22 protein-coding genes are annotated in these 26,763 nt (G+C 63.6%); 4 read left to right on the top strand and 18 right to left on the bottom strand.

Features of this window, described 5'->3' with window-relative positions; translation table 11 throughout:
* Positions 1–3: 3 nt before the first annotated feature.
* Both O987_RS02990 and glmU read right to left on the bottom strand, forming a co-directional pair.
* Positions 4–801: a sensor histidine kinase gene (locus tag O987_RS02990; protein ID WP_051962106.1), complete on the bottom strand. Its 798-nt coding sequence runs from the start codon at positions 799–801 to the stop codon at positions 4–6.
* Complete coding sequence (gene glmU / locus O987_RS02985) at positions 801–2,231, bottom strand: bifunctional UDP-N-acetylglucosamine diphosphorylase/glucosamine-1-phosphate N-acetyltransferase GlmU (RefSeq protein WP_003058972.1); 1,431 nt, start codon at positions 2,229–2,231, stop codon at positions 801–803. The genes O987_RS02990 and glmU overlap by 1 nt, the downstream gene beginning before the upstream one ends.
* Positions 2,232–2,335: 104 nt before the next feature.
* Between glmU and O987_RS02980 the strand changes: the two genes are divergently transcribed.
* Positions 2,336–3,316, top strand: a complete 981-nt coding sequence (locus O987_RS02980) for a LysR substrate-binding domain-containing protein (protein ID WP_003058974.1) — start codon at positions 2,336–2,338, stop codon at positions 3,314–3,316.
* Between the two features lie 168 nt (positions 3,317–3,484).
* Here the strand turns inward: O987_RS02980 and tyrS are convergent, their stop codons facing one another.
* Positions 3,485–4,717 carry a tyrosine--tRNA ligase gene (gene tyrS / locus O987_RS02975; RefSeq protein ID WP_043370788.1) on the bottom strand — a complete coding sequence of 411 codons (1,233 nt, stop codon included), beginning with the start codon at positions 4,715–4,717 and terminating at the stop codon, positions 3,485–3,487.
* 191 nt (positions 4,718–4,908) lie between these two features.
* Here tyrS and O987_RS02970 point away from each other — a divergent pair, with 191 nt between their 5' ends.
* Both O987_RS02970 and O987_RS02965 read left to right on the top strand, forming a co-directional pair.
* On the top strand, positions 4,909–6,267 hold the full coding sequence (locus O987_RS02970) for a M23 family metallopeptidase (protein WP_043370787.1): 1,359 nt from the start codon (positions 4,909–4,911) through the stop codon (positions 6,265–6,267).
* Between the two features lie 142 nt (positions 6,268–6,409).
* Positions 6,410–7,549, top strand: a complete 1,140-nt coding sequence (locus O987_RS02965) for an anhydro-N-acetylmuramic acid kinase (protein WP_003058981.1) — start codon at positions 6,410–6,412, stop codon at positions 7,547–7,549.
* A 33-nt stretch (positions 7,550–7,582) separates the two neighbouring features.
* Here the strand turns inward: O987_RS02965 and O987_RS02960 are convergent, their stop codons facing one another.
* The 11 genes from O987_RS02960 to rplM form a co-directional block, all read right to left on the bottom strand.
* Positions 7,583–8,935, bottom strand: a complete 1,353-nt coding sequence (locus O987_RS02960; RefSeq protein WP_043370786.1) for an LLM class flavin-dependent oxidoreductase — start codon at positions 8,933–8,935, stop codon at positions 7,583–7,585.
* Positions 8,936–8,948: 13 nt separating this feature from the next.
* Complete coding sequence (locus tag O987_RS02955) at positions 8,949–9,674, bottom strand: ABC transporter ATP-binding protein (protein WP_003058985.1); 726 nt, start codon at positions 9,672–9,674, stop codon at positions 8,949–8,951.
* On the bottom strand, positions 9,671–10,528 hold the full coding sequence (locus tag O987_RS02950; RefSeq protein WP_043370784.1) for an ABC transporter permease: 858 nt from the start codon (positions 10,526–10,528) through the stop codon (positions 9,671–9,673). Before O987_RS02950 ends, O987_RS02955 begins: the two co-directional genes overlap by 4 nt.
* Before the next feature lie 12 nt (positions 10,529–10,540).
* Complete coding sequence (locus tag O987_RS02945; RefSeq protein ID WP_034401197.1) at positions 10,541–11,524, bottom strand: ABC transporter substrate-binding protein; 984 nt, start codon at positions 11,522–11,524, stop codon at positions 10,541–10,543.
* Between the two features lie 421 nt (positions 11,525–11,945).
* Positions 11,946–13,247, bottom strand: a complete 1,302-nt coding sequence (locus tag O987_RS02940; protein WP_043370783.1) for an NCS2 family permease — start codon at positions 13,245–13,247, stop codon at positions 11,946–11,948.
* Positions 13,248–13,409: 162 nt separating this feature from the next.
* Positions 13,410–15,836 (bottom strand): xanthine dehydrogenase molybdopterin binding subunit, encoded by a 2,427-nt coding sequence (gene xdhB / locus O987_RS02935; RefSeq protein ID WP_043370781.1) that lies wholly within the window; start codon positions 15,834–15,836, stop codon positions 13,410–13,412.
* Position 15,837: 1 nt separating this feature from the next.
* Complete coding sequence (xdhA, locus tag O987_RS02930; RefSeq protein WP_043370780.1) at positions 15,838–17,448, bottom strand: xanthine dehydrogenase small subunit; 1,611 nt, start codon at positions 17,446–17,448, stop codon at positions 15,838–15,840.
* 318 nt (positions 17,449–17,766) lie between these two features.
* The gene (gene mdtD / locus O987_RS02925; protein WP_419177851.1) at positions 17,767–19,347 is read right to left on the bottom strand and encodes a multidrug transporter subunit MdtD; all 1,581 of its coding nucleotides are present in this window, start codon (positions 19,345–19,347) and stop codon (positions 17,767–17,769) included.
* Positions 19,304–19,669, bottom strand: a complete 366-nt coding sequence (gene erpA, locus O987_RS02920) for an iron-sulfur cluster insertion protein ErpA (RefSeq protein ID WP_003059000.1) — start codon at positions 19,667–19,669, stop codon at positions 19,304–19,306. Before erpA ends, mdtD begins: the two co-directional genes overlap by 44 nt.
* Before the next feature lie 211 nt (positions 19,670–19,880).
* Positions 19,881–20,273, bottom strand: a complete 393-nt coding sequence (gene rpsI, locus O987_RS02915) for a 30S ribosomal protein S9 (protein ID WP_003059002.1) — start codon at positions 20,271–20,273, stop codon at positions 19,881–19,883.
* 10 nt (positions 20,274–20,283) lie between these two features.
* Positions 20,284–20,712, bottom strand: coding sequence for a 50S ribosomal protein L13 (gene rplM, locus O987_RS02910; protein WP_003059004.1), 429 nt, complete (start codon positions 20,710–20,712; stop codon positions 20,284–20,286).
* A gap of 332 nt (positions 20,713–21,044) precedes the next feature.
* Between rplM and O987_RS02905 the strand changes: the two genes are divergently transcribed.
* Positions 21,045–21,911 (top strand): 23S rRNA (adenine(2030)-N(6))-methyltransferase RlmJ, encoded by an 867-nt coding sequence (locus O987_RS02905; protein WP_043370778.1) that lies wholly within the window; start codon positions 21,045–21,047, stop codon positions 21,909–21,911.
* A 93-nt stretch (positions 21,912–22,004) separates the two neighbouring features.
* On the opposite strand, the gene O987_RS02900 is transcribed toward O987_RS02905, so the two are convergent.
* The 4 genes from O987_RS02900 to ahcY all read right to left on the bottom strand — a co-directional run bounded on the left by O987_RS02900 (position 22,005) and on the right by ahcY (position 26,703).
* On the bottom strand, positions 22,005–22,682 hold the full coding sequence (locus tag O987_RS02900; protein ID WP_051962105.1) for a septal ring lytic transglycosylase RlpA family protein: 678 nt from the start codon (positions 22,680–22,682) through the stop codon (positions 22,005–22,007).
* 139 nt (positions 22,683–22,821) lie between these two features.
* Entirely contained in the window at positions 22,822–23,649 is an 828-nt protein-coding gene (gene metF / locus O987_RS02895; protein ID WP_003061724.1) for a methylenetetrahydrofolate reductase [NAD(P)H], read from the bottom strand.
* A 117-nt stretch (positions 23,650–23,766) separates the two neighbouring features.
* Complete coding sequence (locus tag O987_RS02890) at positions 23,767–24,963, bottom strand: TlyA family RNA methyltransferase (RefSeq protein ID WP_043370775.1); 1,197 nt, start codon at positions 24,961–24,963, stop codon at positions 23,767–23,769.
* A gap of 309 nt (positions 24,964–25,272) precedes the next feature.
* Entirely contained in the window at positions 25,273–26,703 is a 1,431-nt protein-coding gene (ahcY, locus tag O987_RS02885) for an adenosylhomocysteinase (RefSeq protein ID WP_043370773.1), read from the bottom strand.
* Positions 26,704–26,763: the final 60 nt, after the last annotated feature.

Here is a 26,763-nt window from a genome sequence, read left to right as displayed (position 1 = left end):
CACTTAGGGCAGACAGGTGGGCAAGTGCATCTGCAGCTGGCATCCCGCATTGAGCTGTGCCTGAATTTCCGCCTCGCCACCATGGCGGCGGCAGACGTCGCGCACCAACGCCAGGCCGATGCCCAGGCCCTCGAACTCGGCTTCGCGATGCATGCGCTGAAAGACGCCAAACAGCTTGCCCGAGCGCGCCTGCTCGAAGCCGACGCCGTTGTCTGTCACCGAGATGGAGCAGCCGCCTTGCCCGTCGCGCTGCACGTCGACCTGAATGCGTGCCAGCGGCATGGCTCTCGTGAATTTGACGGCATTGGTCAGAGCTGCATCCAAAGCCAGCTCCAGCAGATGCGGATCGGCCTGCAGCTTTGGAGCCGCAGCAGGCAGACACCACTCTATGCGCCGGCCTTGCGTGCCCGCCTGCAGACGCTGGCGCAGACTGCCCAGCAAGCCCGACAAGTCCACGGGCTGCGGCTGCAGCACATGTCGCTGGGCCCGGGCCAGCTGCAGCAAGCCTTCGAACATGGCCGCCATGCGCTGGGCGGACTGGTCCATGGTCTGCAAAAAGCTGCGCGCCTCTTCGAGGTCCTCGACACCAGGGCCGGGGGACTGCAGCAATTCGGCAATCAACGGGTTGAAAGCCAGCAGATGGCGCAGTGGGGCCCGCAGATCATGCGAGACCGCATGCACCCATTCCTGCTGGGCCGTGCGCAAGGCGGCCAGCTCGGCCTCGCGTCTGGCCAGCAGCGCCAGCGCCTCGTCCAGCGTCCGCGGCACCTTGCTTTCAACAACTGGCTGCATGGGTTCCATCAGGCTTTGGGCAGCTTTTCGGGGCGCTTCCAGTTGCGGATGCTGACCTGCCTGCCGCGTCCGACCGTCAAGGCACCCACCTCGGTGTTCTTGGTCACGGTGGAGCCGCCGCCCACCGTGCCGCCGGCGGCAATGGTCACGGGAGCCACCAGCACGCAGTTGCTGCCGATATGCACATCGGCCTCGATCACGGTGCGGTGCTTGTTCACGCCGTCATAGTTGGCAGTGATGCTGCCTGCGCCATAGTTCACGCGTTCGCCCACCGTGGCATCGCCCAGGTAGGCCAGGTGATTGGCCTTGGCGCCGTCGGCCAGGGTGGAGTTCTTCACCTCGACGAAGTTGCCGATATGCACTTCTCGACCCAGCTTGGCGCCGGGGCGCAGGCGGGCAAACGGTCCGATCAGCGCGCCCTGGCCCACTTCCACACCGGCCTTCTCGCCGTCGATGTGGGTGAAGGGATGGATCACGGCATCGTCGGCAATGCTCACATTGCTGAGATGGCAGTTGGCGCCGATCCTGGCGCCGGCACCAATCGTCACCTTGCCGGCAAAGATGCAGTTCACGTCGATTTCCACATCCTGGCCGCAGCTCAGGCTGGCCTTGGTGCCGCGAGCATCGTCACGCAGGTCGAAGCGCGCAGGATCGGCCATGCGCACGCCCTGCTCCATCAGCTGACGCGCCTGGCGCAGCTGGTGCGCCCGCTCCAGCTCTGCCAGTTGCAGCGGACTGTTGACGCCTGCCACCTGCAGTGCATCGGCAATGCGGTGGCCCACCACGGGCACGCCGTCGGCCACGGCCATGGCGACGATATCGGTCAGGTAGTACTCGCCCTGGGCATTGTTGTTGTCGAGCCTGGCCAGCCATGCGGTCAGATGCCTGGCAGGCACGGCCATGATGCCGCTGTAGATCTCGGTGATGGCACGTTCGGCTTCGCTGGCGTCCTTTTGCTCGACGATGCGCTGCACCGTGCCGGCATCGTTGCGCACGATGCGGCCGTAGCCCGTGGGATCGGCCATGGTCACGGAGAGCAGCGCCATCTTGTCGCTGCCTGCGGCATCGAGCAGACCCTGCAGCGTGTCGGCCTGGGTCAGCGGCACATCACCCGACAGCACCACGACCAGGCCATCGTCCTTGAGCGCAGGCACGGCCTGCTGCACGGCATGGCCGGTTCCCAGCTGGGGCTCCTGGCGCACAAACTTCAAGTCCATGGAGCCATCCGCGCCATTGGCGGTGGTGATGGCAGCTTCCACTTCCGCAGCACCATGGCCCGTCACCACCACGGCCGAGCGCGCCTTGAGCTGCGCCGCGGTGTCCAGCACATGCTGCAACAGGGCGCGACCGGCCAGCTTTTGCAGCACCTTGGGATGGCGGCTTTTCATGCGGGTGCCTTTGCCGGCAGCCATGACGACGATGTCCAGAGGTGCAGTCATATTGATTTGTGGGATGAAAACCGCCTGATTATCGACCCATAGCCGACGTCGGCAACTGCAAGCGCGGGCAACAGTGGCTGCAAACGCCTTATGCTTGCCCTGCCATGCCTCATGCCACCACCAGCCCCACTCCGCTGCTTCGTACCCGCGCCATCGGTGCCGGCCATCTGCGCGCCTTTCTGGCCGTGGCCCGGCACCTGAACTTTCGAGCCGCAGCGGACGAGCTGGCGCTGACCCAGTCCGCTGTCAGCCGCCAGATCCAGTCGCTGGAAGACGAGGTGGGCATCCCGCTGTTCCTGCGCCATTCGCGCGCCGTGGAGCTGACCGGGGCCGGTGCCCAGCTGCTGCATGCGGCGCAACCCGCACTGGAGTCGATCGACGCCACGGTGCGCCAGATCCGCCAGACCGTGGGCCGCAAGAGCGTGGCCATCACCACCTGGGCCAGCTTTGCCGCCATGTGGCTGATTCCGCGTCTGGAGGCGTTCCAGCGCGCCCATCCCGATATCGACATTCGCATCGACACGGGCGACGCAGTGGTGGATCTGGAAACCACCGATGTGGACCTGGCCATACGCTACAGCGCCGGCGTCTCCGATGCCTCGGCAAAGGCCCTGTTCGGTGAAGAGCTGGTGCTGGTCGCCAGCCCCACCTTACTCAGAAGCGGCCCTGCCGTGCGCAGCCCCGCCGATGCGGCCCACTACACGCTGATTGAAACCGGCGACGTACATCGCATGCCCCAGCTGGAGTGGCTGAGCTGGCAGCGCTGGTTTGCCGCCAACGGCTGCGACCAGCTGCAGCCGCCGCGCTGGCTGTACTTCAACTACGCCCACCAGATCGTGCAGGCCGCGCTGGCCGGTCAGGGCCTGGCCATCGCGCGCCTGCCGCTGGTGGCCGATGCGCTGGCGGCCGGCAGCCTGATCGAGGTATTGCCCGAACATCGCCTGGCGTCGCCGCTGTCGTACTGGCTGCTGCAAGGCCCGCGCAGCAGCGAGCGACCCGAGGTACAGGCTTTCTGTCAGTGGCTGATGGAGCAAGCCCGCCAGACACGCGACGCCATGCGGGGCGCGGGCGAGCCGACCCCATAAAAAAAGAGAGCTGCCAACGCTTGATCCACCATTGTTTCAAATACAAAATGAATTGAAACGTAGATGTATCAAGCGTAAGCAGCTCTCATTTTGATGGCTGATACCTTCGACAGACCATGTCGGCAAGGACGGCGCCTTGCCCTATTGCGCGCAGCGGTGACGCGCCGCTCAGCTCAGCGTGACACGCGCAAACTTGCGCTTGCCCACCTGCAGCACAAAGGTGCCGGCATCCAGCTTCAGTGCGCGGTCGCTGATGACGTTGCCGTCGATGCGCACGCCGCCGCCATCGATCAGGCGGTTGGCTTCGCCGGTCGATGCAGCCAGATTGGCCTGCTTGACCAGCGCACCAATACCCAGCGGAGCACCGGGCAGGTTGATTTCAGGGATGTCATCGGGGATGCCGCCCTTGGAGCGGTTGATGAAATCCTGCTCGGCCGCCTCGGCCGCCGCTGCGCTGTGGAAGCGTGCGGTGATTTCCTTGGCCAGGGCCACCTTGGCATGCTTGGGGTTGCCGCCGGCCTCGATCTCGGCCTTGAGCGCGGCGATATCGGCCAGGCTCTTGAAGGACAGCAGGGTGTACCAGTCCCACATCAGCTCGTCCGAGATCGACAGCACCTTGGCGAACATGGTGTTGGCGTCCTCGGTGATGCCGATGTAGTTGTTCTTGGACTTGGACATCTTGTGCACGCCATCCAGGCCCACCAGCAAAGGCATTGTGAGCACACACTGCTGCTCCTGACCATACTCGGCCTGCAGATGTCTGCCCATCATCAGATTGAACTTCTGATCGGTGCCGCCCAGCTCCAGATCGGACTTGAGCGCCACCGAGTCATAGCCCTGCAGCAGCGGATAGAGAAACTCGTGCAGGCTGATGGAGCTGCCGTCGGTGAAGCGCGTATGGAAGTCGTTGCGCTCCATCATGCGCGCCACCGTGTACTTGGCCGACAGCTGGATCATGCCGCGCGCGCCCAGCTGGTCGCACCACTCGCTGTTGTAGCGCACCTCGGTCCTGGCCGGGTCCAGCACCTTGGCGGCCTGGGTGTAATAAGTCTCGGCGTTGGCCTTGATCTGCTCGGCCGTCAGCGGCGGACGCGTGGAGTTGCGGCCCGAAGGGTCGCCGATCAGCGTGGTGAAGTCGCCGATCAGAAAGATCACCTGATGACCCAGGTCCTGCAGCTGGCGCATCTTGTTGAGCACCACGGTGTGCCCCAGGTGGATGTCGGGAGCTGTCGGGTCCAGGCCCAGCTTGATGCGCAGGGGCACACCGGTGGCTTCGGACCTGGCCAGTTTCTGGACCCACTCGTCCTTGGGCAGCAGCTCATCGACTCCACGCAGAGTGACTTCCAGCGCCTGGTTCACTCTGTCGGTCACGGGAAAACTTGTAACAGCAGATTGATTCATAAGGGTTTTTCGGCAGGCGAGGTAGGACGCGGCCGATATACTTAGAGGTTTGGTGTTACGGTCAATTCTAGACTGCTCCCTCATAAAGACCTCTTTGGATGGACTTATGGCACGGTAGAGCTGCTGGAGACGTGTCAGTCGTAACAAATACCAACTCCACCGACACGCTTTCCCAAGGATTTGATGTTTTGATGACTGGCTTGAAAAATGCCGGCGGTGCTCTGATCGCACGGCTGACATCGGCTCTGCAAAAACACCCCAAGCGCGCCACGGCCGCGCTGGCGACTGTTTTGCTGACCGGTGGCAGCGGTGCCTTTGCAGTGGCCAGCCTGGGGCCCGACCCCGCCGACCTTCCCGTACGCACACTGACCGAACCCGTCACCTCCCTGGCCGCCGGCCAGGATCTGGCCGATCTGACGGATCTGCAGTCCTTCTCCCTCTACCGTTCCGAATACACCCGTGCCAACGACACGACCGAGTCGCTGCTGCAGCGCCTTGGCATTGCCGATCCGCAGGCCGCAGCCTTCATGCGCAGCAACGATGCCGTGCGCCAGAACGTGCTGGGCCGCGCCGGCCGCCTGGTGTCCGCCGAAACCACGCCCGACCAGCAACTGAGCCAGCTGACCGTGCGCTGGGCTCCTGGCGAAGATGGCAGCTTCCAGCGCCTGACCGTGGAGCGCGTGGACGGCAAGCTGCAATCCAAGATCGAGACCGGCAAGCTCACGGCCAGCCCGCGTCTGGCCGGTGGCGTGATTCGCTCCTCCTTCTTTGCCGCCACGGATGCCTCCGACATTCCCGACAGCATCTCCATGCAGATGGCCGACATCTTCCAGGGCGAGCTCGACTTCCGCCGCGGCCTGCGCAAGGGTGACCGATTTGCGGTGGTCTATGAATCGCTGGAAGCCGATGGCGAGCCACTGCGTGCCGGCCGCGTGCTGAGCACCGAGTTCTACAACAATGGCAAGTCGCATCAGGCCATGTGGTTCCAGGAAGCCGGCAAGAAGGGCGCCTACTACACGCTGGACGGCAAGAGCCTGCGCCAGGCCTATCTGAACTATCCCGTGGAGTTCTCGCGCATCAGCAGCGGCTTCTCCATGCGGGTCCACCCCATCCAGAAAACCTGGCGCGCTCATCTGGGCACCGACTTTGCGGCTCCCACCGGCACCAAGGTGCGTACCGTGGGCGACGGCGTCGTGTCCTTTGCCGGCGTGCAGAACGGTTACGGCAATGTGATCTTTGTCGACCACGCCAACCAGCACACCACCGTCTATGCCCACCTGAGCCGCATTGACGTCAAGCGCGGTCAGCGCGTGGACCAGGGCGACATCATCGGCGCCGTGGGCTCCACGGGCTGGGCCACCGGCCCTCATCTGCACTTCGAGTTCCGCGACAAGGGCGAGCAGCGCGATCCGCTGACCATTGCCCAGATCTCCGACGCCGCCCAGCCCATCTCCAAGGCCGCCCGCCCGGCCTTCGAGCAGCAGGCCGCGCAGATGCGCATCGAACTCAACGCCGGCACGCAATCGTATGCCGTGGCCAGCGCGCGCTGAGCCAGCGTCGCCATGCACACCAAGGGCTGCAGATTGCAGCCCTTTTTCATTTGCGCATGAAGATCGTTGGCAGCGCCCATCAGACATGCACCGAACGCTACAGCTAAGATAGTAAAACCGTAAGCCTACCTTCCGATCTGCCATGCCCAATGCCATTGAACAAGCCGCCCAAAGCCCTCTCTATATCGGCCTGATGTCCGGCACCTCGCTGGATGGCGTCGATGGGGTTCTCGTGGACTTCAGCCGTGGCACCCAGGTGCTGCAACATGCCAGCTGCGGCTTCGGCGCGGCATTGCGCGCCGAGCTGCTGGCCCTCAATACTGCCGACGGCCAGGATGAACTGCATCGCGCCGCCCTGGCCGCCAATGCACTGGTGCGCCACTATGCGCAGGTAGTGCAGCTGCTGCTGACCACTGCCGGCGCCCGGGCCGGGCAGATCGCCGCCATAGGTGCCCACGGGCAAACCGTGCGCCACCGCCCCCAGATGTTCGATGGCACGGGCTATACGCTGCAGCTCAACAACCCCGCCCTGCTGGCCGAGCTGACCGGCATCACCGTCGTCGCCGATCTGCGCAGCCGTGATCTGGCGGCGGGCGGTCAGGGTGCGCCACTGGTGCCGGCCTTTCACCAAAGCGTGTTCGGCAAGCCCGGGGAAACAGCCCTGGTGCTCAATATCGGCGGCATTGCCAATCTCAGCGTGCTGGGTGCCGACGGCTCGGTGCTCGGCTTCGATACCGGCACCGGCAATGCACTGATGGACGGCTGGTGCCTGCGCCATACCGGCAAGGGCTATGACGAGAGCGGCCGGTGGGCTGCCAGCGGCAAGGTCCTTCCCGAGCTGCTGGCCGCCATGCTGGGCGATCCCTATCTGGCCCAGGAGCCGCCCAAGAGCACGGGGCGCGATCTGTTTCACGCCGACTGGCTGGAGCGGCATCTGCAGCAGCATGCGGCGCAGGCCGCTGCGGTCGATGTGCAGGCAAGCCTTACCGAATTCACCGCCGCCAGTTGCGCCCATGCCGTCCGGCGTTTCGGCAGGGGCGGCACCGAACTGCTGGTATGCGGCGGCGGTGCACTCAATACCTATCTGATGCAACGCCTGGCCGCCTTGCTGCCGGGCGTGAAGGTGAGCTCCACGGCTGAGCGCGGCCTGCCCCCGCTGGAAGTGGAAGCCGCTGCCTTTGCCTGGCTGGCACGCCAGTGCCTGCTGGGCCTGCCCGGCAATCTGGCCAGCGTGACGGGCGCCGGCGGCCCGCGCATTCTGGGCGCCATCCACCCCGCCTGAGACTGATAGCCGGCTGTCCTCCCGCCTGCAGGCTCAGGCCGCTACTGCGGCATCCGCCTGCAGCCTGTGCTGCACGGCCGGCAGATCGGGCAAGCCGAAATGGCCGCGCAGCGTGCTGCTCTGGTAGTCGCTGCGGAACAGCCCACGCTTGCGCAAAATGGGTACGACCTCGCTGGCAAACAGCTCCAGCTGTTGCGTGATCACCGGTGGCATCACATTGAAACCATCGGCAGCACCCGTGCGGAACCAGTCTTCGATCGTGTCCGCCACCTGCTCGGGCGTGCCGGCAATCGCAAGATGCCCGCGCGCGCCTGCCAGCCGCTTGAGCAGCTGACGCAGCGTGAGCCCGTCGCGCAGCGTGGTCTCCACATAGCCTATGGCGCGGCTCTTGGAAGCTTCCACCAGCGCGGGGTCTGGAAAGTCATCGCGCGTGAGGCGGCGGTCCAGCGGCAGGCCGCTGAAATCATGGCCACCAAAGCGGGCCGACAGACGTCCCAGCCCCACTTCGATGCTGGTCAGGCTGTCGAGCTCCTCCCACACCTGGCGGGCTTCGTACTCCGTGGAGCCGATCGCGGCGCTGATGCCCGGCAGGATCACGATATCCTCGGCCCGGCGCCCCAGCGCCCTCGCCTGTCCCTTGATATCGGCATAAAAGCCTTGCGCCGACTCCTTGCTGCCATGCGCCGTGAATATGGCCTCGGCCCATTGCGCGGCAAAGGCCCGGCCGGTATCGGACTGGCCGGCCTGCACCAGTACCGGACGGCCCTGGGGGCTGCCCGGCACATTCAGCGGTCCGCGCGTACGGATATGCGTGCCCGCATAGTTGACGGGGCGCACCTGGCCGATGTCCAGGTACTGGCCCGATGCGGCATCGTCCACCACCGCAGCGCCCGGAAAGCTGCGCCACAGCGCATCCACTGCGGCCACGAATTCCTCGGCGATGCGGTAGCGCTCGGCATGCTCGACATTCTGCTGCAGTCCGTAGTTTTCGCCGGCCCGAGGCAACCAGGAGGTCACGATATTCCAGCCTGCCCGGCCCTTGGACAGGTGGTCCAGCGTGGCGAACTGCCGCGCCAGCGTATAGGGCAGGCTGTAGGTGGTGGAAGCCGTTCCGATCAGCCCGATACGCTCGGTATGCTGCGCCAGCGCCGCCAGCAGCAGCAACGGCTCGAGCTGACCCGAAGAGGCCATTTGCCCGCTGTCGGGCCCGACCAGCCCGTCGGCCAGAAACACGGCATCGAACTTGGCGGCCTCTGCAATGCGGGCAGCATCCACATACAGTTGCAGGTCGGTCAGTGCCTTGGGATTGGCGCCGGGGTGACGCCAGGCACCTTCATGGTGGCCTCGCGTCATCAGAAACAGGTTCAGGTGTAGTTGTCGCGTCATGGCACAGCTTCTTTCAGACAAATTCGGCTTCCACACCCAGACTGCGCAGCAAGGTCGCGCGCAGCTGCATGAAAGCAGGGTGGTCGGGGCGCCGCGGATGGGCCAGATCCAGCGCATGGTCTTCGGCGATCTTTCCGTCCCTGAGCACCAGAATCCGGTCTGCCAGCAGCAGGGATTCATCCACATCGTGGGTGACCAGGATCACCGTCGGGCGCACGCGCTCCACCATGCGCCGCAGCAGGCCCTGCATGCGCAGGCGGGTCAGCGCATCGAGGGCACCAAAAGGCTCGTCGGCCAGCAGCACATGCGGCTCGCGCAGCAAGGAGCGAGCCAGTGCCGCGCGCTGCTTTTGCCCGCCCGACAAGCTGGCGGGCCAGGCCGCAGCCTTGTCTGCCAGCCCCACCTCGCGCAGCAACTGCGCTGCGGCAGGCCGGACAGCCTGGGCGTCCAGACCCAGCGTCAGGTTGTCCAGCACCGTCAGCCAGGGCAGCAGGCGCGAATCCTGGAACAGCACGGACACATTGCCGTGTGCAACCGCCGTCCCCGAACTCCGGGCCTCGACATCCAGACCGGCCAATGCGCGCAACAGCGTGGTCTTGCCGGAGCCCGACTCTCCCAGCAGCGCCACGAACTGCCCCGGCGCAATATCAAGCCCGAGGTCGTCGAGCACCTGCTTGCCATGAAAGCTGCGGCTGAAGCCATGCAGGTGCACAGCACCTGCCAATGATGGACGGTTCATGATCCCAGCGACCTCCGGTAGGACAGCACATGTGCCTCCAGGCGACGCACCGCCGCGTCGGACAGCAGACCCAGCAGCGCGTAGATCAGAATGCCCACCACGATCACATCGGTCTGCCCCCAGTCGCGCGCACGGTTCATCAAGTAACCGATGCCGGTCTGCGTGTTGATCAGCTCCAGCACCACCAGCGCCGTCCAGCACAGCGAGACCGCCATGCGCAGGCCGACAAAAAAGCCTGGCAAGGCTCCGGGCAGGGCCACCTTGCGAATGAACTCGGCACGCGACAGTCCCAGCGTCTGCGCCAGCTCCACATGACCGATGTCTATGCTGCGCAGCGCTGCATGGGTGTTGATATAGATGGGAATCAGCACGGCGGTGAAGATGAGGAAGACCTTCATCGCCTCGCCTATGCCCAGCCAGATGATGGCCAGCGGAATCAGCGCCAGCGTGGGAACGGCCCGCTTGATCTGCACCAGGCCATCGATCAGGGCCTCGCCGGTGCGGCTCAGTCCGGCAGCCAGCGCCAGCAGCACGCCCACCACAATGCCCAGAAACAGCCCTGTGTAGGCGCGCCCGGCCGACGCCAGCAGATGCGGCAGCAGGCTTCCATCAAGGGCCATTTCATAGCCTGTGCGCAATGCCTGAGACGGTGCGGTCAGCGTCTCGGGCGAGAGATAACCCAGGCGCGATGCGGCCTCCCACAACAGCAACAGCAGGGCCGGCCCGGCCAGCAGCATGCCCGGCGACAGGCGGGCCGGCACCAGTGCCGGGGTCTTGCGGTCTGGCGCGGCAAGCGGCGCTCCGGTCTGAGACTGCCAGCCGGCCACGCGCGCTTCCAGAGGAATCGGAGTCATCACGGCAGCTCCTCAGCGATTGGCGACGATCACGCCGTCATAGCTCGCCACAAAGGAGTCCCTGGCATCCAGACGCCGGGGCAGGCTGCCGGCGCTGTGCAGGATGTCGATGAGCTTCTGATGATGAGGCTGGGCCTGTGCAGCGGTCTGGAACTCGAGCGGAGCCTGCGCCGCCTGTATGGCCGCAGCGCTCTCGGCATCGAGGCGCTGGAAGTTGCGCAGGTAATGCTGCTCCCATTCCTTGCGATGGGTATTGCTCCAGCGCCCCGCGCGCACGAAGGAGGCCAGGAATTCGCGAATGGCCTCGGCCTTCTGCGGATCGGCCAGCACCTCCGGACGGGCATAGATATAGGAGGTGGAAGGCAGCAGCTGACGCTCCAGGGGATCGGGCACCACACGCGCACCGATCTGCCTGGACAGCCGCGTGACATGCGGCTCGGCAATGGTGGCGACATCCACGGCGCGGGCGCGCAAGGCATCGTTGAGTTCGGCCACGCGCAGATGCACCAGCGTGACATCCTTGAGCGTCAGGCCCGCCCGGTTCAGGGCCTCGATCAGGAAAACCTGGCGCCCCGAGCCTTCGACATAGCTCACGCGCTTGCCACGCAGATCGCTCAGCCGCTCCACCCCGGCGCCGGCATGTTGCAGCAAACGATATTCCGCTCTGGCTCGGGTGAAGGTTGCGATGATGGGCAGGTTCACGCCTGCTGCACGCGCCTGGATGGGAGGTGTGTCTCCCACATAGGCCATGTCCAGCGCTCCGGCGCGGATGGCCTCGAAGATGGCCGGACCGCCGGCAAAATTGGGCAGCTCCAGCTGAAAGCCGGTCTTCTTGCGTTCGCCGCTGGCATCCAGCAGATGGCGAATCAGCTCGCTCTGGTCAGCGACGACCAGCCTGGTCTTGGCGTCCACCGCAGCATGCGCAGCACCGGTGATACCGGCTGCCGCCATTGCCAGCCATGAAGGCCCGGCCAGCAGAAATCGACGCTTGTCCACTTTCTTCTCCCATGTATGCAATGGGGCAGATGCTAGGGAGCCGTCGATCGATTCAAAAATATTGATTTCAAATTTGGAAACAACCAACTCATCCGAGCGCCGGTGCCGGTCCAGCGGACGCGCATGGATTTCGCTGTGCTGTCAGGCACTTAAGGCGGCAGGCGACCATCGAGGCCAGGCGCACGAACGCACCACAAGCCTTGATTCGGCAATATGCTCATGAAATCAATGTTGTTGAGGCCCGGGGAAATGAATGACCATCCGGGCGTCTGCCCATCAAGGCACAGGCCATCGGCAGGCCCGGCGCCCGCAATGCAAAAAGCAGCCCAACCCACCAGTAGCCGGACTGCTTTTCGCTTCTTGGATGTCCTGTCCGGCTGGCTCCTTCGAGCCATGCCGGGTTCGATCGGCGCCTGACGACTCAGTGACCGCCGACGTAGATGAACTTGAACAGGAACAGGGCAGCAATCACCCACATGATCCAGTGCACCTCCTTGACCTTGCCCGTGAACAGCTTGAGCACGGCATAGGTAATGAAGCCGAAGGCCAGGCCGTTGGCGATGGAGTAGGTGAAAGGCATCATCAGCGCGGTGACGACTGCCGGTATGGCTTCGGTGGTTTCATCCCACTGCACTTCCGTCAGGTCACGCAGCATCAGGCAGGCCACGAACAGCAGCGCAGGTGCGGTGGCATAGCCGGGCACGACACCGGCCAGCGGCGCGATGAACAGACAGGCCAGGAAGAGCATCGCAACCGTCAGAGCCGTCAGGCCTGTACGACCGCCAGCCTGCACACCGGCAGCGCTCTCCACATAGGCGGTGGTGCTGGAAGTACCCAGGATGGAGCCCACGAAAATAGCGCCCGAATCGGCCAGCAGCGAGCGGTTGAAACGCCCCATGCGCTCAGGCACCAGCAGGCCGGCGCGGCGCGCCACGCCCATCAGCGTGCCGGTGGCATCAAACAGCTCCACCAGGAAGAACACCAGCACCACGTTGAGGAAGCCCGTGGTCAGCGCCGTCTTGATGTCGAGCTTCATGAAGGTGGGCTCGATGGAGGGAGGCGCCGAGAAGATGCCGTGGAAGGTGTTGCCGCCGAAGAAGAACGAGGCCACGGTCACGGCCAGAATGCCGATCAGCAATGCACCCGGCACATTGAGACGGTCCAGCACCACGATCAGCAAGAAGCCCAGCAGCGCCATGATGACCTCGGGCTTGTGCAGATCGCCCAGCGTCACATAGGTGTTCTGGTCGGCAGCAACCACACCGGCGGTCTTGAGCGCGATCAGCGCCAGGAACAGTCCCAGCCCGACGGTGATGGACACACGTATGGACTGCGGTATGCCCTTGATGATGAGCTCACGCAGGCCCAGCATCGTGCAGATCAGGAACAGGCATCCCGAGACGAACACCGCCCCCAGGGCAGCCTCCCATGTATAGCCCATCTTGAGCACCACCACATAGGCAAAATAGGCGTTCAGCCCCATGCCCGGCGCCAGCGCAATCGGGTAGTTGGCATACAGCGCCATGATGGTCGACCCCAGCGCTGCGATCAGGCAGGTGGCGACAAAGACCGAGCCCTTGGGCATGCCCGCATCCCCCAGAATGGAGGGGTTGACGAACATGATGTAGGCCATTGAAAGAAAGGTCGTCAGCCCTGCGACCAGTTCCGTGCGCACATTGGTGTTGTGCTCCCTGAGTTTGAATATCCGCTCTGTCCAGTTCATTGCATAGTCTCCGTGTTGTTTTGCATGCGAGGCGCAACGCGAGGAACGCGCCCGGTCCTGCGCCGCCAAATGGACGGCGCAGCACATGGCCTTGCCCCGCGGCAAACAGCCATGACTCAAATGGCTGCCGCCCCGCAAGGCGACAACACCTGTGAGGAAAAACTAGCCAGTGTGCCCTTGAACGGCTTCCACTGCTCTGAGGATGGCCTCTGACGTGGCCGGTGCCTGCAGAGGCGGATTCGCCCGGTGCTCGCCGGCGGCGGACACCGCATCGCGAATCGCGAAGAACACCGAGAACGGCAGCAGCAGTGGCGGCTCGCCCACGGCCTTGCTGCGGTGGATGGAGTCTTCATAGTTGTCGCCCTCGAACAGGCGCACATTGAAGACCGGCGGGCAGTCATTGGCCGTGGGAATCTTGTAGGTACTGGGCGCATGGGTCGTGAGCTTGCCGCTTTGCGGATGCCAGACCAACTCTTCGGTGGTCAGCCAGCCCATGCCCTGGATAAAGGCACCCTCCACCTGGCCCACATCGACGGCCGGGTTCAGCGAGCGGCCCACGTCATGGAGCACATCGGCGCGCAGCAGCTTCCATTCGCCCGTCAAGGTATCGATGACCACCTCGCTGACGGCTGCGCCATAGGCAAAGTAGAAGAAGGGGTGGCCCTTCATGCGCTTGCCATCCCAATGCAGGCCAGGCGTCGCATAGAAGCCATCCGACCACAGCTGCACACGCTGCAGATAGGCGGCGCGCACCAGCTCGGCAAACGGCACATTCTGGCCATTGACCTGCACCGCATTGTTGGCAAAGCGCACGTCATGGGCATCGCCGCCATGCAGGCGTGCGGCGCATTCGGCCAGACGCTCGCGCAGCTGGCGTGCGGCATCCTGTGCGGCCTTGCCGTTGAGGTCAGCTCCCGTCGAGGCCGCCGTGGCCGAGGTGTTGGCCACCTTGCTGGTATCGGTGGCCGTCACGCGCACATTCTCGAAGGCCACGCCCAGCTCATGCGCCACCACCTGCGCCACCTTGGTGTTCAGGCCCTGGCCCATTTCGGTGCCGCCATGGTTGACGAGAATCGAGCCGTCGGTATAGATATGGACCAGTGCGCCAGCCTGGTTGAAGTGGGCCACATTGAAGGAGATGCCGAACTTCAGCGGTGTCAGCGCCAGGCCGCGCTTGAGCACGGCACTGCTAGCGTTGAAGGCATTCACGGCCGCGCGGCGTGCGCGGTAGTCGCTGGACTCCTCCAGCTCGGCCACCAGTTCGTGAATCACGTTATCGGTCACGACCTGCTCATAGGGCGTGATGTTGCGCTCGCCCTTGCCGTAGAAGTTGACGCGCCGCACATCGAGCGGATCGCGCCCCAGGCTGCGCGCCACCGTATCCAGAATGTTCTCGATGGCAATCGCGCCCTGAGGTCCGCCGAAGCCACGGAAAGCCGTGTTGCTCTGGGTGTTGGTCTTGCCCATATAGCCATGCATGAGCACATCGGGCAGCCAGTAGGTATTGTCGAAATGGCAGAGCGCACGCGTCATCACCGGCGCCGACAGATCGGCAGAGTGACCGGAGCGCGAGACCATGGAGATCTCGGCGCCCAGCACGCGGCCCTCATCGTCATAGCCCACTTCGTACTCATACCAGAAGCAATGACGGCGACCGGTGATCATGAAGTCGTCGTCGCGGTCCAGACGCAGCTTGACCGGCTTTTGCAGTCGGGTGGCCGCCACGGCCGCCACGCAGGCGAACAGCGCCGACTGTGACTCCTTGCCGCCGAAGCCGCCGCCCATGCGCCGGCATTCCACATGCACGCTGTGCGAAGCCACGCCCAGAGCATGCGCCACCAGATGCTGCATTTCGCTGGGATGCTGGGTGGAGCAGTGAATATGCACTGCTCCGTCTTCCTTGGGCGTGGCGTAGCTGATCTGCCCTTCCAGATAGAACTGCTCCTGCCCACCCACATCGAAGGAGCCCTTGAGGCGGTGCGGCGCGGCATCCATGGCGGCGCGCGCGCCGCCTTCGCGCGTGCTGCGCTCCAGGTGCATGGGCGGCATCACGTACTGGCCCAGCTCATGGGCCTGACGCGGCGTCAGCACGGGCGGCAGCTCGCTGATGGTGGCGGCCGCCTTGGCCAGGGCCGCGGCGCGCCTTGCCGCATCGCGCGAGCGGGCGATCACGGCGAACAGCGGCTGGCCCACGTAGCGGATCTCGCCATCGCAGAGGATGGGGTCGTCATGAATGATGGAGCCGCAGTCGTTGACGCCGGGAATATCGGCTGCCGTGATCACCTCCACCACTTCGGGCATGGCACGCACGGCCTCCAGCGCCAGCGCCGTCAGACGGCCATGGGCCACGGGCGAGAGCCCCAGCGCGCAGTGCAGCGTGCCTTCGAGTTCGGGCAGGTCGTCGATATAGGCTGCCTCGCCGGCCACATGCAGGTGTGCGGACTCGTGCTTGCGGCTGACGCCCACGCGGGCGCCCTGATCATGGGCCTTGGCCTCGGTCACTTCGTCGATGCGATAGGCCTGGTTCTTGCGATAGTCGGCAAAGGCTTCCGCCACCAGTTCATTCGTCAGTTCATGGGGGTGATTCATTTCAGACTCCTTGCTCCACGGCGGCAGGAACAACATGAGGCATCACGCTCCAGACACTGGTCGCCTCGGTACTTTGCGGCTGATCGGCACGCGTTTCCAGCCACAGACGCTGGATCAGGTTCTGCGCCACCTTGAGGCGGTAATCGGCGCTGGCGCGCATATCGCTCATGGGCTTGAAATCCTGGGCCAGCGCAGCCTGTGCGGCCTTCACGCTCTCCAGGTTCCAGGGCTTGCCCAGCAGGGCCGCTTCGGCGCCCGCCGCTCTTCTGACCGTGGCCGCCATGCCGCCAAATGCCAGTCGGATGGATTGCACGATCTCGCCATCGAGCTCGATGGCAAAGCCGGCGCACAGGGCCGAGATATCGCAATCGAAGCGCTTGCTGATCTTGTAGCCGCGAACCTGGCGCTGCATGGCCGCCAGCGGCACCGCCAGGGCCTGCACGAACTCGCCCGCCTCCAGCTGGTTCTTCATATAGTCCAGATAGAAATCCGTCAGCGGCATGCGGCGCACGCGCTCGCCCTTGCGCAGCTCGATCTGGGCATCCAGCGCCATCAGCACCGGCGGCGAATCACCGATCGGCGAGCCGTTGGCCACATTGCCGCCCATGGTCCCCGCATGGCGGATGGGCGTGGAGGCAAAGCGCAGCCAGACATCGGTCAGGCTGGGCCAGCGCTGCACCAGCGCGCTCCAGGCGGACTCCAGCGAAGCCCCGGCGCCGATATACAGCTCGCCGCCTTCGGCATCGGGCCGTACTTCGATGCGCTTCATCTCGGCCACATCGCCGACGTAGATCATGTCGCCCAGGTCGCGGAACTGCTTGTTGACCCAGAGCCCCACATCGGTGGAGCCGGCCACGATGCGGGCCTTGGGCTTGGTCTCGCACAGGCTGGCCAGCTCTGCCAGCGTGCGCGGAGCGTGGAAGAAGTCGGTGCGCAGGCCCTGGGGGGCCGCATAGTTCAGACCCGCGTTGCCGGCCTCGGCCTGCAGGCCTTGCAGCGCAGCCACCACGGGCGCCGTATCCAGTCGCACGGCAGGCAGGTCGAACATGCGCTGACCTGCATCGAGAATCGGGCGGTAGCCCGTGCAGCGGCACAGATTGCCCGAGAGTTCGTCGGCCAGTTGCTGGCGCGTGGGCTCGCTGCCCTGCTGCTGGTGATGCTCATAGGCCGACCACAGCGTCATCACGATGCCGGGCGTGCAGAAGCCGCATTGCGAGCCATGGCACTCCACCATGGCCTGCTGTACCGGATGCAGGCTTTGCGGGCCTGCAGGCTTGCCGGCGCAGGCAGACTTGCCCGCGCACTGGCTCTTGAGGTCTTCCACCGTGAACAAGGCCTTGCCATGCAGGCTGGGCAGGAATTGAATGCAGGCATTGACGGTCTGCAGGCGCAGGCCGTTGACGGCCTCGGTATCGCCGGCTTCGGCCAGCTCGCCGATGACTACCGTGCAGGCACCGCAATCGCCTTCGTTGCAGCCTTCCTTGGTGCCCGTGCAATGGGCATCCTCGCGCAGCCATTGCAGCACGGAGCGTGTGGGGTGCGGGCCTTGCACTTCCACCACCTCGCCACGGTGGAAGAAGCGTATCGGTTGAGAGTTCTGACTGGTGCTCATGATCGTGGGACAGGGTGAGATTGAATGCCTGCATGCAAGATGCATTCCAAACGCAGCATTCGTCAAGATCGAAGGCTACGCCTGCAGGGGCAGCTTCTCATATGGACGCGCTCATAGGGGCTATGTAGTGCGTCATATATCCGTGACCAAAATCAAGGGTGAACCCGTACAAAACCCCGTTTCCTACGGGTAAGTCCCAGGAAGTGGAAGCCGAGTCACGCTCCCCTATCAATAGCTAATAGCGCCTTCCAATAAACAATTTCATAGATAAAACTATCTGAAATTGTTTATTGACAAACGCTACAAGCTATCAAATTTTCAGGCATCGCCACCATCCGGAGCCGGGCGTACAGGCTCGTCGGCATCGAGCTGGCTGAACACCAGCGTGGCCGCCAGCGTCATCAAGGCCACCGTCACAAAGGTGGCGCGAATGGCCTGCATGCGCTCGTCGCTGTGCGCCGGCCACATATCGCTGAAGCCCGTCAGCAAGGCTCCGGCCAGGGCCACGCCCATGCTCATGGCCAGCATCTGCACCATGGACAGCAGGCTGTTGCCGCTGCTGGCCGACTCGCCCTCCATATCCTTGAGCGTGACCGAATTCATGGCCGAGAACTGCATGGAGTTGAAGCCGCCGAAGATGAACAGCTGCACCAGCAGCAGCCAGACCGGCGTGCCCGGCACCACCAGCCCGAACGAAGCCAGCATGAGGGCCAGCATCACCGAGTTGACCTGCAGCACGCGCTTGTAGCCATAGCGCTGCACCGTGCGCACCGCGATGCGCTTGACCAGCATGCTGCCGGTGACCGTGGCCAGCATCATCAGGCCTGCGTTCATGGGCGACATCTTGAGGCCGACCTGCAGCATCAGCGGGATCAGGAACGGCGCAGCGCCGCTGCCGAAACGGGTGAACAGATTACCCAGCAGACCCACGCGCAGCGAGCGCACCTTGAACAGGCCCGGCGCAAACAGCGGCTCTTCCACGCGCAGCGCATGCATCCAGTAGCTGGCCAGGCTGGCCAGGCCGAACACCATGAGCACCACCACCAGCGCCATGCCCAGTCCCATGCCGGACAGGCCGTCCAGCGCGATGGAAATGGCCACCATGCCGAATGCCAGCATGGCGTAGCCCGTGCCGTCAAAGCGGTGTACGGCCACGGGCGCGCTGCGCGGGAACCAGCGCCAGGTCGCCCACAGCCCGATCAGTCCCACGGGCACATTGATCCAGAAGATCCAGTGCCAGCTGGCGTACTCCACCATCCAGCCGCCCAGGGTAGGCCCCAGCAGCGGGCCGACCTGGCCAGGAATGGCAATAAAGCTCATGGCGCGGATGAACTCGCCGCGCGGATAGGTGCGCAGCACGGCCAGCCGGCCCACGGGCAGCATCATGGCCCCACCCACGCCCTGCACCACGCGTGCCGCGATCAGAAACGGCAGGCTGGGCGAAAGCGCGCACAGCACCGAACCCAGCACAAACAGGCCGATCGCCCAGCCGTAGACGCGCCGCGTGCCAAAGCGGTCGGCCACCCAGCCCGTGGCCGGAATCAGCATGGCCGTGGTCAGCGCATAGGCCACGATGACGGACTGCATCTTCATCGGGCTCTCGCCCAGCTCGGTCGCCATGGCCGGCAACGCCGTGTTGAGGATGGTCGCGTCCAGCGACTGCATGAAAAAGCCTATGGCCACCAGCCACAGCAGTCTTTCTTTATGGGGGGCACTATGGTGCGTGACGGGCATCTCACCCATGGGCAGCTCCGGAACAAGGCGACACGGCAATAAAAAAGCCGCTGACTCGCAGCGGCTTAAGCAATATGCGAACGCCAGACCAGAACGGCCGGCGCGCAGACAATCATTCGACTCAGACCGAGAAGCTGGAGCCGCAACCGCAGGTGGTCGAGGCATTGGGGTTCTTGATCACGAACTGGGCGCCTTGCAGATCTTCCTTGTAGTCGATCTCGGCGCCCACCAGATACTGATAGCTCATGGAGTCGATCAGCAGCGAGACACCGTTCTTGGTCATGGTGGTGTCGTCGTCGTTGGTGATCTCGTCGAAGGTGAAACCGTACTGGAAACCGGAGCAGCCACCACCTTGCACAAAAACGCGCAGCTTCAGATCGGGATTGCCTTCTTCGGCAATCAGATCGGCCACCTTCGCAGCAGCGCTGTCGGTGAAGACGATGGGGGAAGGCATTTCGGTGGTCGTGGTTTCAGCAACGGCGCTCATGGCATTACTCCGTAGTTTCTTGATTGCCTGAAATGGTACAGCAAGGGGCTCGGGAATACCGGCCGTATCTCTTTGTCGCCAGTGCAAGTGGGGGCTTTGCGCAAGCGCTGGACAAGGCTGCGGCCGCCCATGAAAAAACCGCCAGGAATTTGCATTCGAGGCGGCTTTTTCTGAAAAGACTCCGAAGAGTCTTTCCTGCAGGCGAAACGGATTAACGCTTCGAGAACTGCTTGGCGCGGCGTGCGGAGTGCAGACCGACCTTCTTACGTTCGACTTCACGAGCGTCGCGAGTCACGAAGCCGGCTTGGCTCAGTGCAGGCTTCAGAGCTGCGTCATAGTCGATCAGGGCACGGGTGATGCCGTGACGGGTTGCACCGGCTTGACCGGATTCGCCGCCGCCATGGACGTTCACTTGAATGTCGAAAGTCTCCAGGTTCTCAGTCAGAACCAGGGGTTGCTTTGCGATCATGATGGAGGTTTCGCGACCGAAGTACTGCTGAATGTCCTTGCCATTCACAGTAATCTTGCCGGAGCCCTTCTTCAGAAACACGCGAGCGACGCTGGACTTGCGACGGCCTGTGCCATTGTTCCAATCACCAATCATCTAGGTCTCCTTAGATTTCCAGAGCCTTAGGCTGCTGTGCGGTATGGGGGTGCTCAGCACCGCCGTAAACCTTCAGCTTCTTGATCATGGCGTAGCCCAGAGGACCCTTGGGCAGCATGCCCTTGACGGCCTTCTCGAGAGCACGGCCAGGGAACTTGGCTTGCAGGTCGCGGAAGTTGGTAGCAGTGATGCCACCGGGGAAACCGGAGTGACGGTAGTACACCTTGTCCAGGTTCTTGGTACCAGTGACCTTGAGCTTGGAGGCGTTGATGATGACGATGTAGTCACCGGTGTCAACGTGAGGTGTGTAAATGGCCTTGTGCTTGCCGCGCAGACGGAGTGCCACTTCGCTGGCGACACGTCCGAGCACCTTATCGGTGGCGTCAATCACAAACCACTCGTGTTGCACCTCAGCGGGCTTTGCGCTGAATGTAGACATGAGTTTTCTCTTTCAAGAGGGTTTGGCGGTCCCTTTTCCGCGGTCGGTGCTTCTTCTTGAAAAAGACAGGTCTTTTAAAGGAAGCCTCTTAGGCGGGGTTACTCGGACCCATTTAAACTTGGCCCAAGCCTTCGCCGCGGGAACCATAAAATCGCTGCGAAGCCCGCCATTATACAAAAACGCCAGAATCTGCGTGTTTTCGTGCAGCAGCCTGTTGTGAAACAGCCCCTAGCGCCTGTTTCTCCCTCTGCACCCAGGCGCCGACAGCCTTTAAAGACCACAGGGTAAAAAGTGCTGTTCCCCTCTTGCCCTGCTGGTTACCATCCATCTCTATGTTCAGTTACCGCCACGCCTTCCATGCAGGCAATCACGCCGATGTGCTCAAGCACACCGTTCTGATTGCCACCGTGCAATACCTCACGCAAAAAGAGGCTGCGCTGACGGTGCTCGACACCCACGGCGGAGCCGGCCTGTACCGCCTGGACGGTGACTACGCCAGCAAGAGCGGCGAGGCCGAAGAAGGCGTGCTGCGCCTGGCTGCCGCCAAGGAGGCCGAGCTGGCCCCAGTGCTGCAGGACTATCTGCAGATGGTGCGCCGCTTCAACCAGGGCAATGCCATCCGCAACTACCCCGGCTCGCCCTTCATCTCCCAGGCGCTGCTGCGCGGCCATGACCGCCTCAAGGCCTTCGAGCTACACCCCACGGACATGCGCTCGCTGACCGGCAACATGGCCCAGCTGGAAGTCAGGCGCCAGGTCGCCATCCTGCACGAGGATGGCTTCGAAGGCGTGAAGAAATTCCTGCCTCCGCCCTCGCGCCGCGCATTGCTGCTCTGCGATCCGAGCTACGAATTGAAGACGGACTACGGCCGCGTGCTGGATATGGTGGCGGACAGCCTCAAGCGCTTTCCCACAGGCACTTACGCCGTCTGGTACCCCATCATCCCGCGCCCGGATGCCCATGATCTGCCCAAGCGGCTCAAGACCATGACCACCAAGGCCGGCAAGAGCTGGCTGCATGCCACGCTCACGGTCAAGAGCAACAAGACCTCCGAGCGCGGCGGCCTGCCCGCCAGCGGCATGTTCCTGATCAACCCGCCGTTCAATCTCAAGGATCAGCTCAAGCCCGCCATGCCGCAGCTGGTCAAGCTGCTGGGTCAGGACAGCAACGCAGGATTCACGCTGGAGTCTGGCGGCTGATTGCGCGGCTGCGGGTCGGCCCTTGCCGGCCCTCTGCAGTCCAGGCGCACCAGCTTTGCAGGCGGCGCGCCGCCCTCAACCAGCAATAATGGTTCAGCGCTTGCGCTTGGCGGTATGTGACACCTTGCGCGTGGGCTGCTTCGCGGACGCCGCGCGCGTCTTGGCGGCGGCAGCGCCCTGCGCCACGCTGGGGTGACGCTTTCGGCTCGACGCATTGAGCGTGGCCGGGCACTCGTCCTCATCGGCCTCCAGCTGCCACAGCTCTACAGGCTTGATGCCCAGACCCAGCATGCCCAGTTCCTGGGCTGCGGCCTTGCTCAGGTCGATGACGCGACCGGGCGCGAAGGGGCCGCGGTCATTGATACGCACCACCACGCTCTTGCCGGTCACGGAGCTGCGCACGCAGACACGCGTCCCGAAAGGCAGGGTCTTGTGCGCTGCCGTCATGTCCATGCTGTCAAAGCGTTCGCCGCTGGCCGTCTTGCGGCCATGGAACTGCTCGCCATACCAGGAAGCCAGGCCCGCCTGGTCGCTTTCACGTGGAGGGCTCAGTTCGTACTTGTTGCTGTCTTCGGGCAGATCTGCCTTGTCGGCATCCGCAGGCTTGTTGGCCTTGACGCCCAGACCTTTGTCGCGATAGTTGCTGCGCGCATAGGCATCGGGAAGCAGCGGGGCGGAGACCGTGGGCTGCGCGCCCTTTTTTCGGGGCTGGCTCTGAGCGACGGGGGCCTGTTCCTCGGGCTTTTCCGGCAGTGGAGCACAGCCCGCCATGGTCGCGGTAACGACGGCAAGACCTATCCACTGACAACAACGCAAGCGCCAAAATTTCGGTTGCACGGGCGCAATCTCCTTGAAAGCTCAAGTGAGAGCCGCCCAAGACCGGCCGCCTCGCGGCCGGCAAGCTTTTGGCTTACAGACCCAGACGGTCGCAGATCTCCAGAGTGGCGACGCTCTGGTTCATCGTATAGAAGTGCAGCCCGGGAGCCCCCTGGCTGCGCAACTGCTCGCATAGATGAGTCACGACATCCAGACCGAACGCACGAATGGAAGCGGTGTCATCTCCGAACGCCTGCAGACGCAGACGAATCCAGCGCGGAATCTCGGCACCACATGCATCCGAGAAGCGCATCAGCTGTGTAGAGCTGGTAATCGGCATGATTCCTGGCACGACCGGCACGTCGAGCCCCAGAGCCCTCACCTCATCGACAAAGCGCATGTATGCGTCGGCATTGTAGAAGTATTGCGTGATGGCGGAATCTGCACCAGCGCGCACTTTAGCAACAAATGCGTCCAGATCGCTGCGAGGGGACTTTGCTTGAGGGTGAGTTTCGGGATAGGCGGCAACTTCGATGTGAAACCAGTCGCCGAACTCCTGACGCACGAAAGCCACCAGATCGCTGGCGTACTGGAACTCGCCGCCCAGGCCGTAGCCGCTGGGCAGGTCGCCGCGCAAGGCGACGATGCGCTTGACGCCCATGGCCTTGAGTTCGTTCAGCTCGGCACGCACTTTTTCATGCGTGGCGCCGATGCAGGAAAAGTGCGAGGCCGCGCCCACGCCCTCGTTCTGGATGTCGCGCACCATGGTGAAGGTGCCGGCCTGGGTGGAGCCGCCCGCGCCGTAGGTCACGGAGCAGAACTCGGGCTTGCGCGCATACAGGGCCTGGCGCACGCCCACATGCTTGGCAGCGCCTTCGGGCGTCTTGGTGGGGAAAAACTCGAAGCTGACGGGAAAGCTCATGGCGGTCTATGTCTCTGAATCCTGGGTCATGGGCGGGCGCCGAAGGCTCGGTACCCGCCACGCTCTTGTGCTCAGCGCGGCTTGCGCTTTCTACTCAACGCTCGTGGCGCCTTTTGCTCAGCGCTCGTTTCGCTTTTTCTGCTTGCTGCGGGCCGGGCCGGGCTGGCCGAAGCTGGCCACCTCGGGGTCTTCATACAGCTCCTGCTTGGCGCGCTGGGCCTTGATGTCGGCACGCGAAGGGCGCTTGGCGGCCGCCTTGACGGCCGGCCTGGCCGCAGCCTCTTCGTCGACAACGACGGGGGCCGGAGCCTTGACTTCAGCGCCCTGCTGGGCCCAGACGAAGAATTCGTGATTGCCGTCGCCGCCTTCTATGGGCGAATCCAGCCATTGCTTGACGCTCAGCCCCAGATCGCCGAGGCAGTCGCGAATGCGCTTTTCGACCTCGGCGTACAAGGCCGTGTCGCGCACGATGCCGCCCTTGCCGATCTGGCCGGGCTGCAGCTCGAACTGGGGCTTGACCAGCATCAGCAACTGGCCATGGGGCTTGAGCAGCTGCACCACAGCAGGCAGCACCAGGGTCAGCGAGATAAAGGACAGATCGCCGGTCACGAAATCGAAAGCCGGGCTGATGTCGATATTCTCGGTGCCGGGCTTGCGGCGCAGTTCCACCGGAGCCAGACCTTCGGCCCGGGCCTTGGCCTTGGCGGCGCGCTCGGCCTTGAAGCTCTCGACATCCTGCTCCTTGGCATCGTCGCTGTCGTCATAGTCCTCATCGACCTGACCGCCGTTGCGCATCCAGGCATAGGGGGCGACGGGCTGGGTGTCGTTGTCCTCTTCTTCCTCGATGACTTCGCACAGCGCCTCGTCGCAGGCCTTCTCCAGCAGCTCGGGCGTTAGCGCGCGGGCATTGAAGCCCTCGACGCAGACCACGCGTTCGTCATTCTTCAGGCGCTCGTGCAGCTGGCCGTGGCCCACGTCGAGGCCGATGACCTGGGTCGCACCGGCCTGCAGCAGGCAATCGGTGAAACCGCCCGTGCTCTGGCCCACATCCAGACAGCGCAAGCCCTTGACGCTCAGGCCAGTCGCGGCCAGCGCGCCCTCGAGCTTGAGCCCGCCGCGCGAGATGTATTTGGCCTCGGCGGCGTCCAGCAGTTGCAGCTCGGCACCGGCAGGAATGTCATCGCCGTTCTTGGCCACTTTCTTCCAAGGCGCCAGCGGCGTCAGGCGCCACTCCACACCCGAGGCGATCAGGCGCTGGGCCTGGGAACGGGTGGCAGCATGACCTGCTTCAACCAGAAAAACATCTGCGCGCATAGCGTCGCTTCCTTTGAAATAAACCGGCGCCAGGCGCTGCACAAAGGTGCAGCGGGCAAAAGAAATCTTTTTAGATAGCTGTTTTCGCTTGATACAGCTTGATTTCAGATAAATATTCATCTGAAATCTATATATGACGTGCGCAAGCAGCTATTAAATTTAAACCACGACAGCCGCTCACTAATACTGGCAGAGCCTAGCAAAGTGACAGCGAGCAAGCGCCGCCGCGCAGCAAAGCTGTCGTCCCCCTCCCCTAGCGCGCAGCGCGTAGAGAGAGGGGGAAGGCGCAAAGCGCCTCAGGGGGTGCTATTAATAGCGATACGTTTCAGGCTTGTAAGGGCCTTGCTTGCTCACGCCGATATAGGCAGCTTGCTCGTCGCTCAGTTCGGTCAGCATGGCGCCGACCTTCTTCAGATGCAGGCGGGCGACCTTTTCGTCCAGGATCTTGGGCAGCACATAGACCTTGCCCACTTCGTAGGCGTCGGGGCGGGTGAACAGCTCGATCTGCGCCAGGGTCTGGTTGGCGAAGGAGTTGGACATCACAAAGCTGGGGTGGCCAGTGGCGCAGCCCAGGTTCACCAGACGGCCCTTGGCCAGCAGGGTGATCTTCTTGCCGTCGGGGAACTCGATCTGGTCCACCTGGGGCTTCACTTCTTCCCACTTGTACTTCTCGATCGAAGCCACATCGATTTCGTTGTCGAAGTGACCGATGTTGCAGACGATGGCCTGATCCTTCATGGCAACCATGTGCTCGTGACGGATGATGTCCTTGTTGCCGGTGGTGGTCACGAAGATATCGGCCTTGTCGGCAGCGTATTCCATGGTCACTACACGATAGCCTTCCATGGCGGCCTGCAGGGCGTTGATGGGGTCGATCTCGGTCACCCAGACCTGGGCCGACAGCGCGCGCAGCGCCTGGGCGGAGCCCTTGCCCACGTCGCCGTAGCCGGCCACGCAAGCCACCTTGCCGGCGATCATCACGTCGGTGGCGCGCTTGATGCCGTCCACCAGCGATTCGCGGCAGCCGTACAGGTTGTCGAACTTGGACTTGGTCACCGAGTCGTTGACGTTGATGGCGCGGAACAGCAGCGTGCCCTTGGCCGACATTTCGTTGAGGCGGTGCACACCGGTAGTGGTCTCTTCGGTCACGCCCATGATCTGGGCCGACTTGCGGCTGTACCAGGTGGAGTCCACGGCCAGCTTGGCCTTGATGGCGGCGAAGACGATGCGCTCTTCTTCCGAAGTGGGGTTGGCCAGCACGGACAGATCCTGCTCGGCGCGCTTGCCCAGGTGCATGAGCATGGTGGCGTCGCCGCCGTCATCCAGGATCATGTTGGGGCCTTCGCCTTCGGTGCCCTTGGCGCCGAATTCAAAGATGTTGTGCGTGTAGTTCCAGTAGTCTTCCAGCGACTCGCCCTTGATGGCGTAAACAGGCACGCCGGTTTCGGCGATGGCGGCAGCAGCGTGGTCCTGGGTCGAGAAGATGTTGCACGAGGCCCAGCGCACTTGCGCGCCCAGAGCCGTCAGTGTCTCGATCAGCACGGCGGTCTGGATGGTCATGTGCAGCGAGCCGGTGATGCGCGCGCCCTTCAGGGGCTGGGCAGCAGCGAACTCCTCGCGCACGGCCATCAGACCGGGCATTTCGGTTTCGGCGATCCTGATTTCCTTGCGGCCCCAGGCAGCCAGGGAAATATCGGTAATGGCCGAATCAGCGGGGTTGAAGCGCACGGCAGCGTTCATGGTTTTCTCCAAATCTTGAATGAAAAACCACGTTCTGCAGCAGAGGGGGAATGAACCGGC

The sequence above is a fragment of the Comamonas testosteroni TK102 genome (assembly GCF_000739375.1).
Classification (GTDB): domain Bacteria; phylum Pseudomonadota; class Gammaproteobacteria; order Burkholderiales; family Burkholderiaceae_C; genus Comamonas; species Comamonas brasiliensis.
The sequence above is the reverse complement of the archived record's forward strand: the minus strand, read 5'-3'. Positions and strand labels throughout refer to the sequence as shown.

Excerpts from the sequence above, each read along its gene's own strand:
- O987_RS02940 (WP_043370783.1), bottom strand. The coding sequence starts at position 13,247 with ATGAACTGGACAGAGCGGATATTCAAACTCAGGGAGCACAACACCAAT.
- mdtD (WP_419177851.1), bottom strand. The coding sequence starts at position 19,347 with ATGCCTCGACCACCTGCGGTTGCGGCTCCAGCTTCTCGGTCTGAGTCG.
- O987_RS02970 (WP_043370787.1), top strand. The coding sequence starts at position 4,909 with ATGACTGGCTTGAAAAATGCCGGCGGTGCTCTGATCGCACGGCTGACA.
- metF (WP_003061724.1), bottom strand. The coding sequence starts at position 23,649 with ATGAGCTTTCCCGTCAGCTTCGAGTTTTTCCCCACCAAGACGCCCGAA.
- rplM (WP_003059004.1), bottom strand. The coding sequence starts at position 20,712 with ATGTCTACATTCAGCGCAAAGCCCGCTGAGGTGCAACACGAGTGGTTT.
- O987_RS02990 (WP_051962106.1), bottom strand. The coding sequence starts at position 801 with ATGGAACCCATGCAGCCAGTTGTTGAAAGCAAGGTGCCGCGGACGCTG.
- O987_RS02955 (WP_003058985.1), bottom strand. The coding sequence starts at position 9,674 with ATGAACCGTCCATCATTGGCAGGTGCTGTGCACCTGCATGGCTTCAGC.
- rpsI (WP_003059002.1), bottom strand. The coding sequence starts at position 20,273 with ATGATTGGTGATTGGAACAATGGCACAGGCCGTCGCAAGTCCAGCGTC.
- tyrS (WP_043370788.1), bottom strand. The coding sequence starts at position 4,717 with ATGAATCAATCTGCTGTTACAAGTTTTCCCGTGACCGACAGAGTGAAC.
- O987_RS02960 (WP_043370786.1), bottom strand. The coding sequence starts at position 8,935 with ATGACGCGACAACTACACCTGAACCTGTTTCTGATGACGCGAGGCCAC.
- glmU (WP_003058972.1), bottom strand. The coding sequence starts at position 2,231 with ATGACTGCACCTCTGGACATCGTCGTCATGGCTGCCGGCAAAGGCACC.
- xdhA (WP_043370780.1), bottom strand. The coding sequence starts at position 17,448 with ATGAGCACCAGTCAGAACTCTCAACCGATACGCTTCTTCCACCGTGGC.
- O987_RS02950 (WP_043370784.1), bottom strand. The coding sequence starts at position 10,528 with ATGACTCCGATTCCTCTGGAAGCGCGCGTGGCCGGCTGGCAGTCTCAG.
- O987_RS02905 (WP_043370778.1), top strand. The coding sequence starts at position 21,045 with ATGTTCAGTTACCGCCACGCCTTCCATGCAGGCAATCACGCCGATGTG.
- ahcY (WP_043370773.1), bottom strand. The coding sequence starts at position 26,703 with ATGAACGCTGCCGTGCGCTTCAACCCCGCTGATTCGGCCATTACCGAT.
- xdhB (WP_043370781.1), bottom strand. The coding sequence starts at position 15,836 with ATGAATCACCCCCATGAACTGACGAATGAACTGGTGGCGGAAGCCTTT.
- O987_RS02890 (WP_043370775.1), bottom strand. The coding sequence starts at position 24,963 with ATGCGCGCAGATGTTTTTCTGGTTGAAGCAGGTCATGCTGCCACCCGT.
- O987_RS02965 (WP_003058981.1), top strand. The coding sequence starts at position 6,410 with ATGCCCAATGCCATTGAACAAGCCGCCCAAAGCCCTCTCTATATCGGC.
- erpA (WP_003059000.1), bottom strand. The coding sequence starts at position 19,669 with ATGAGCGCCGTTGCTGAAACCACGACCACCGAAATGCCTTCCCCCATC.
- O987_RS02980 (WP_003058974.1), top strand. The coding sequence starts at position 2,336 with ATGCCTCATGCCACCACCAGCCCCACTCCGCTGCTTCGTACCCGCGCC.
- O987_RS02900 (WP_051962105.1), bottom strand. The coding sequence starts at position 22,682 with ATGGCGGGCTGTGCTCCACTGCCGGAAAAGCCCGAGGAACAGGCCCCC.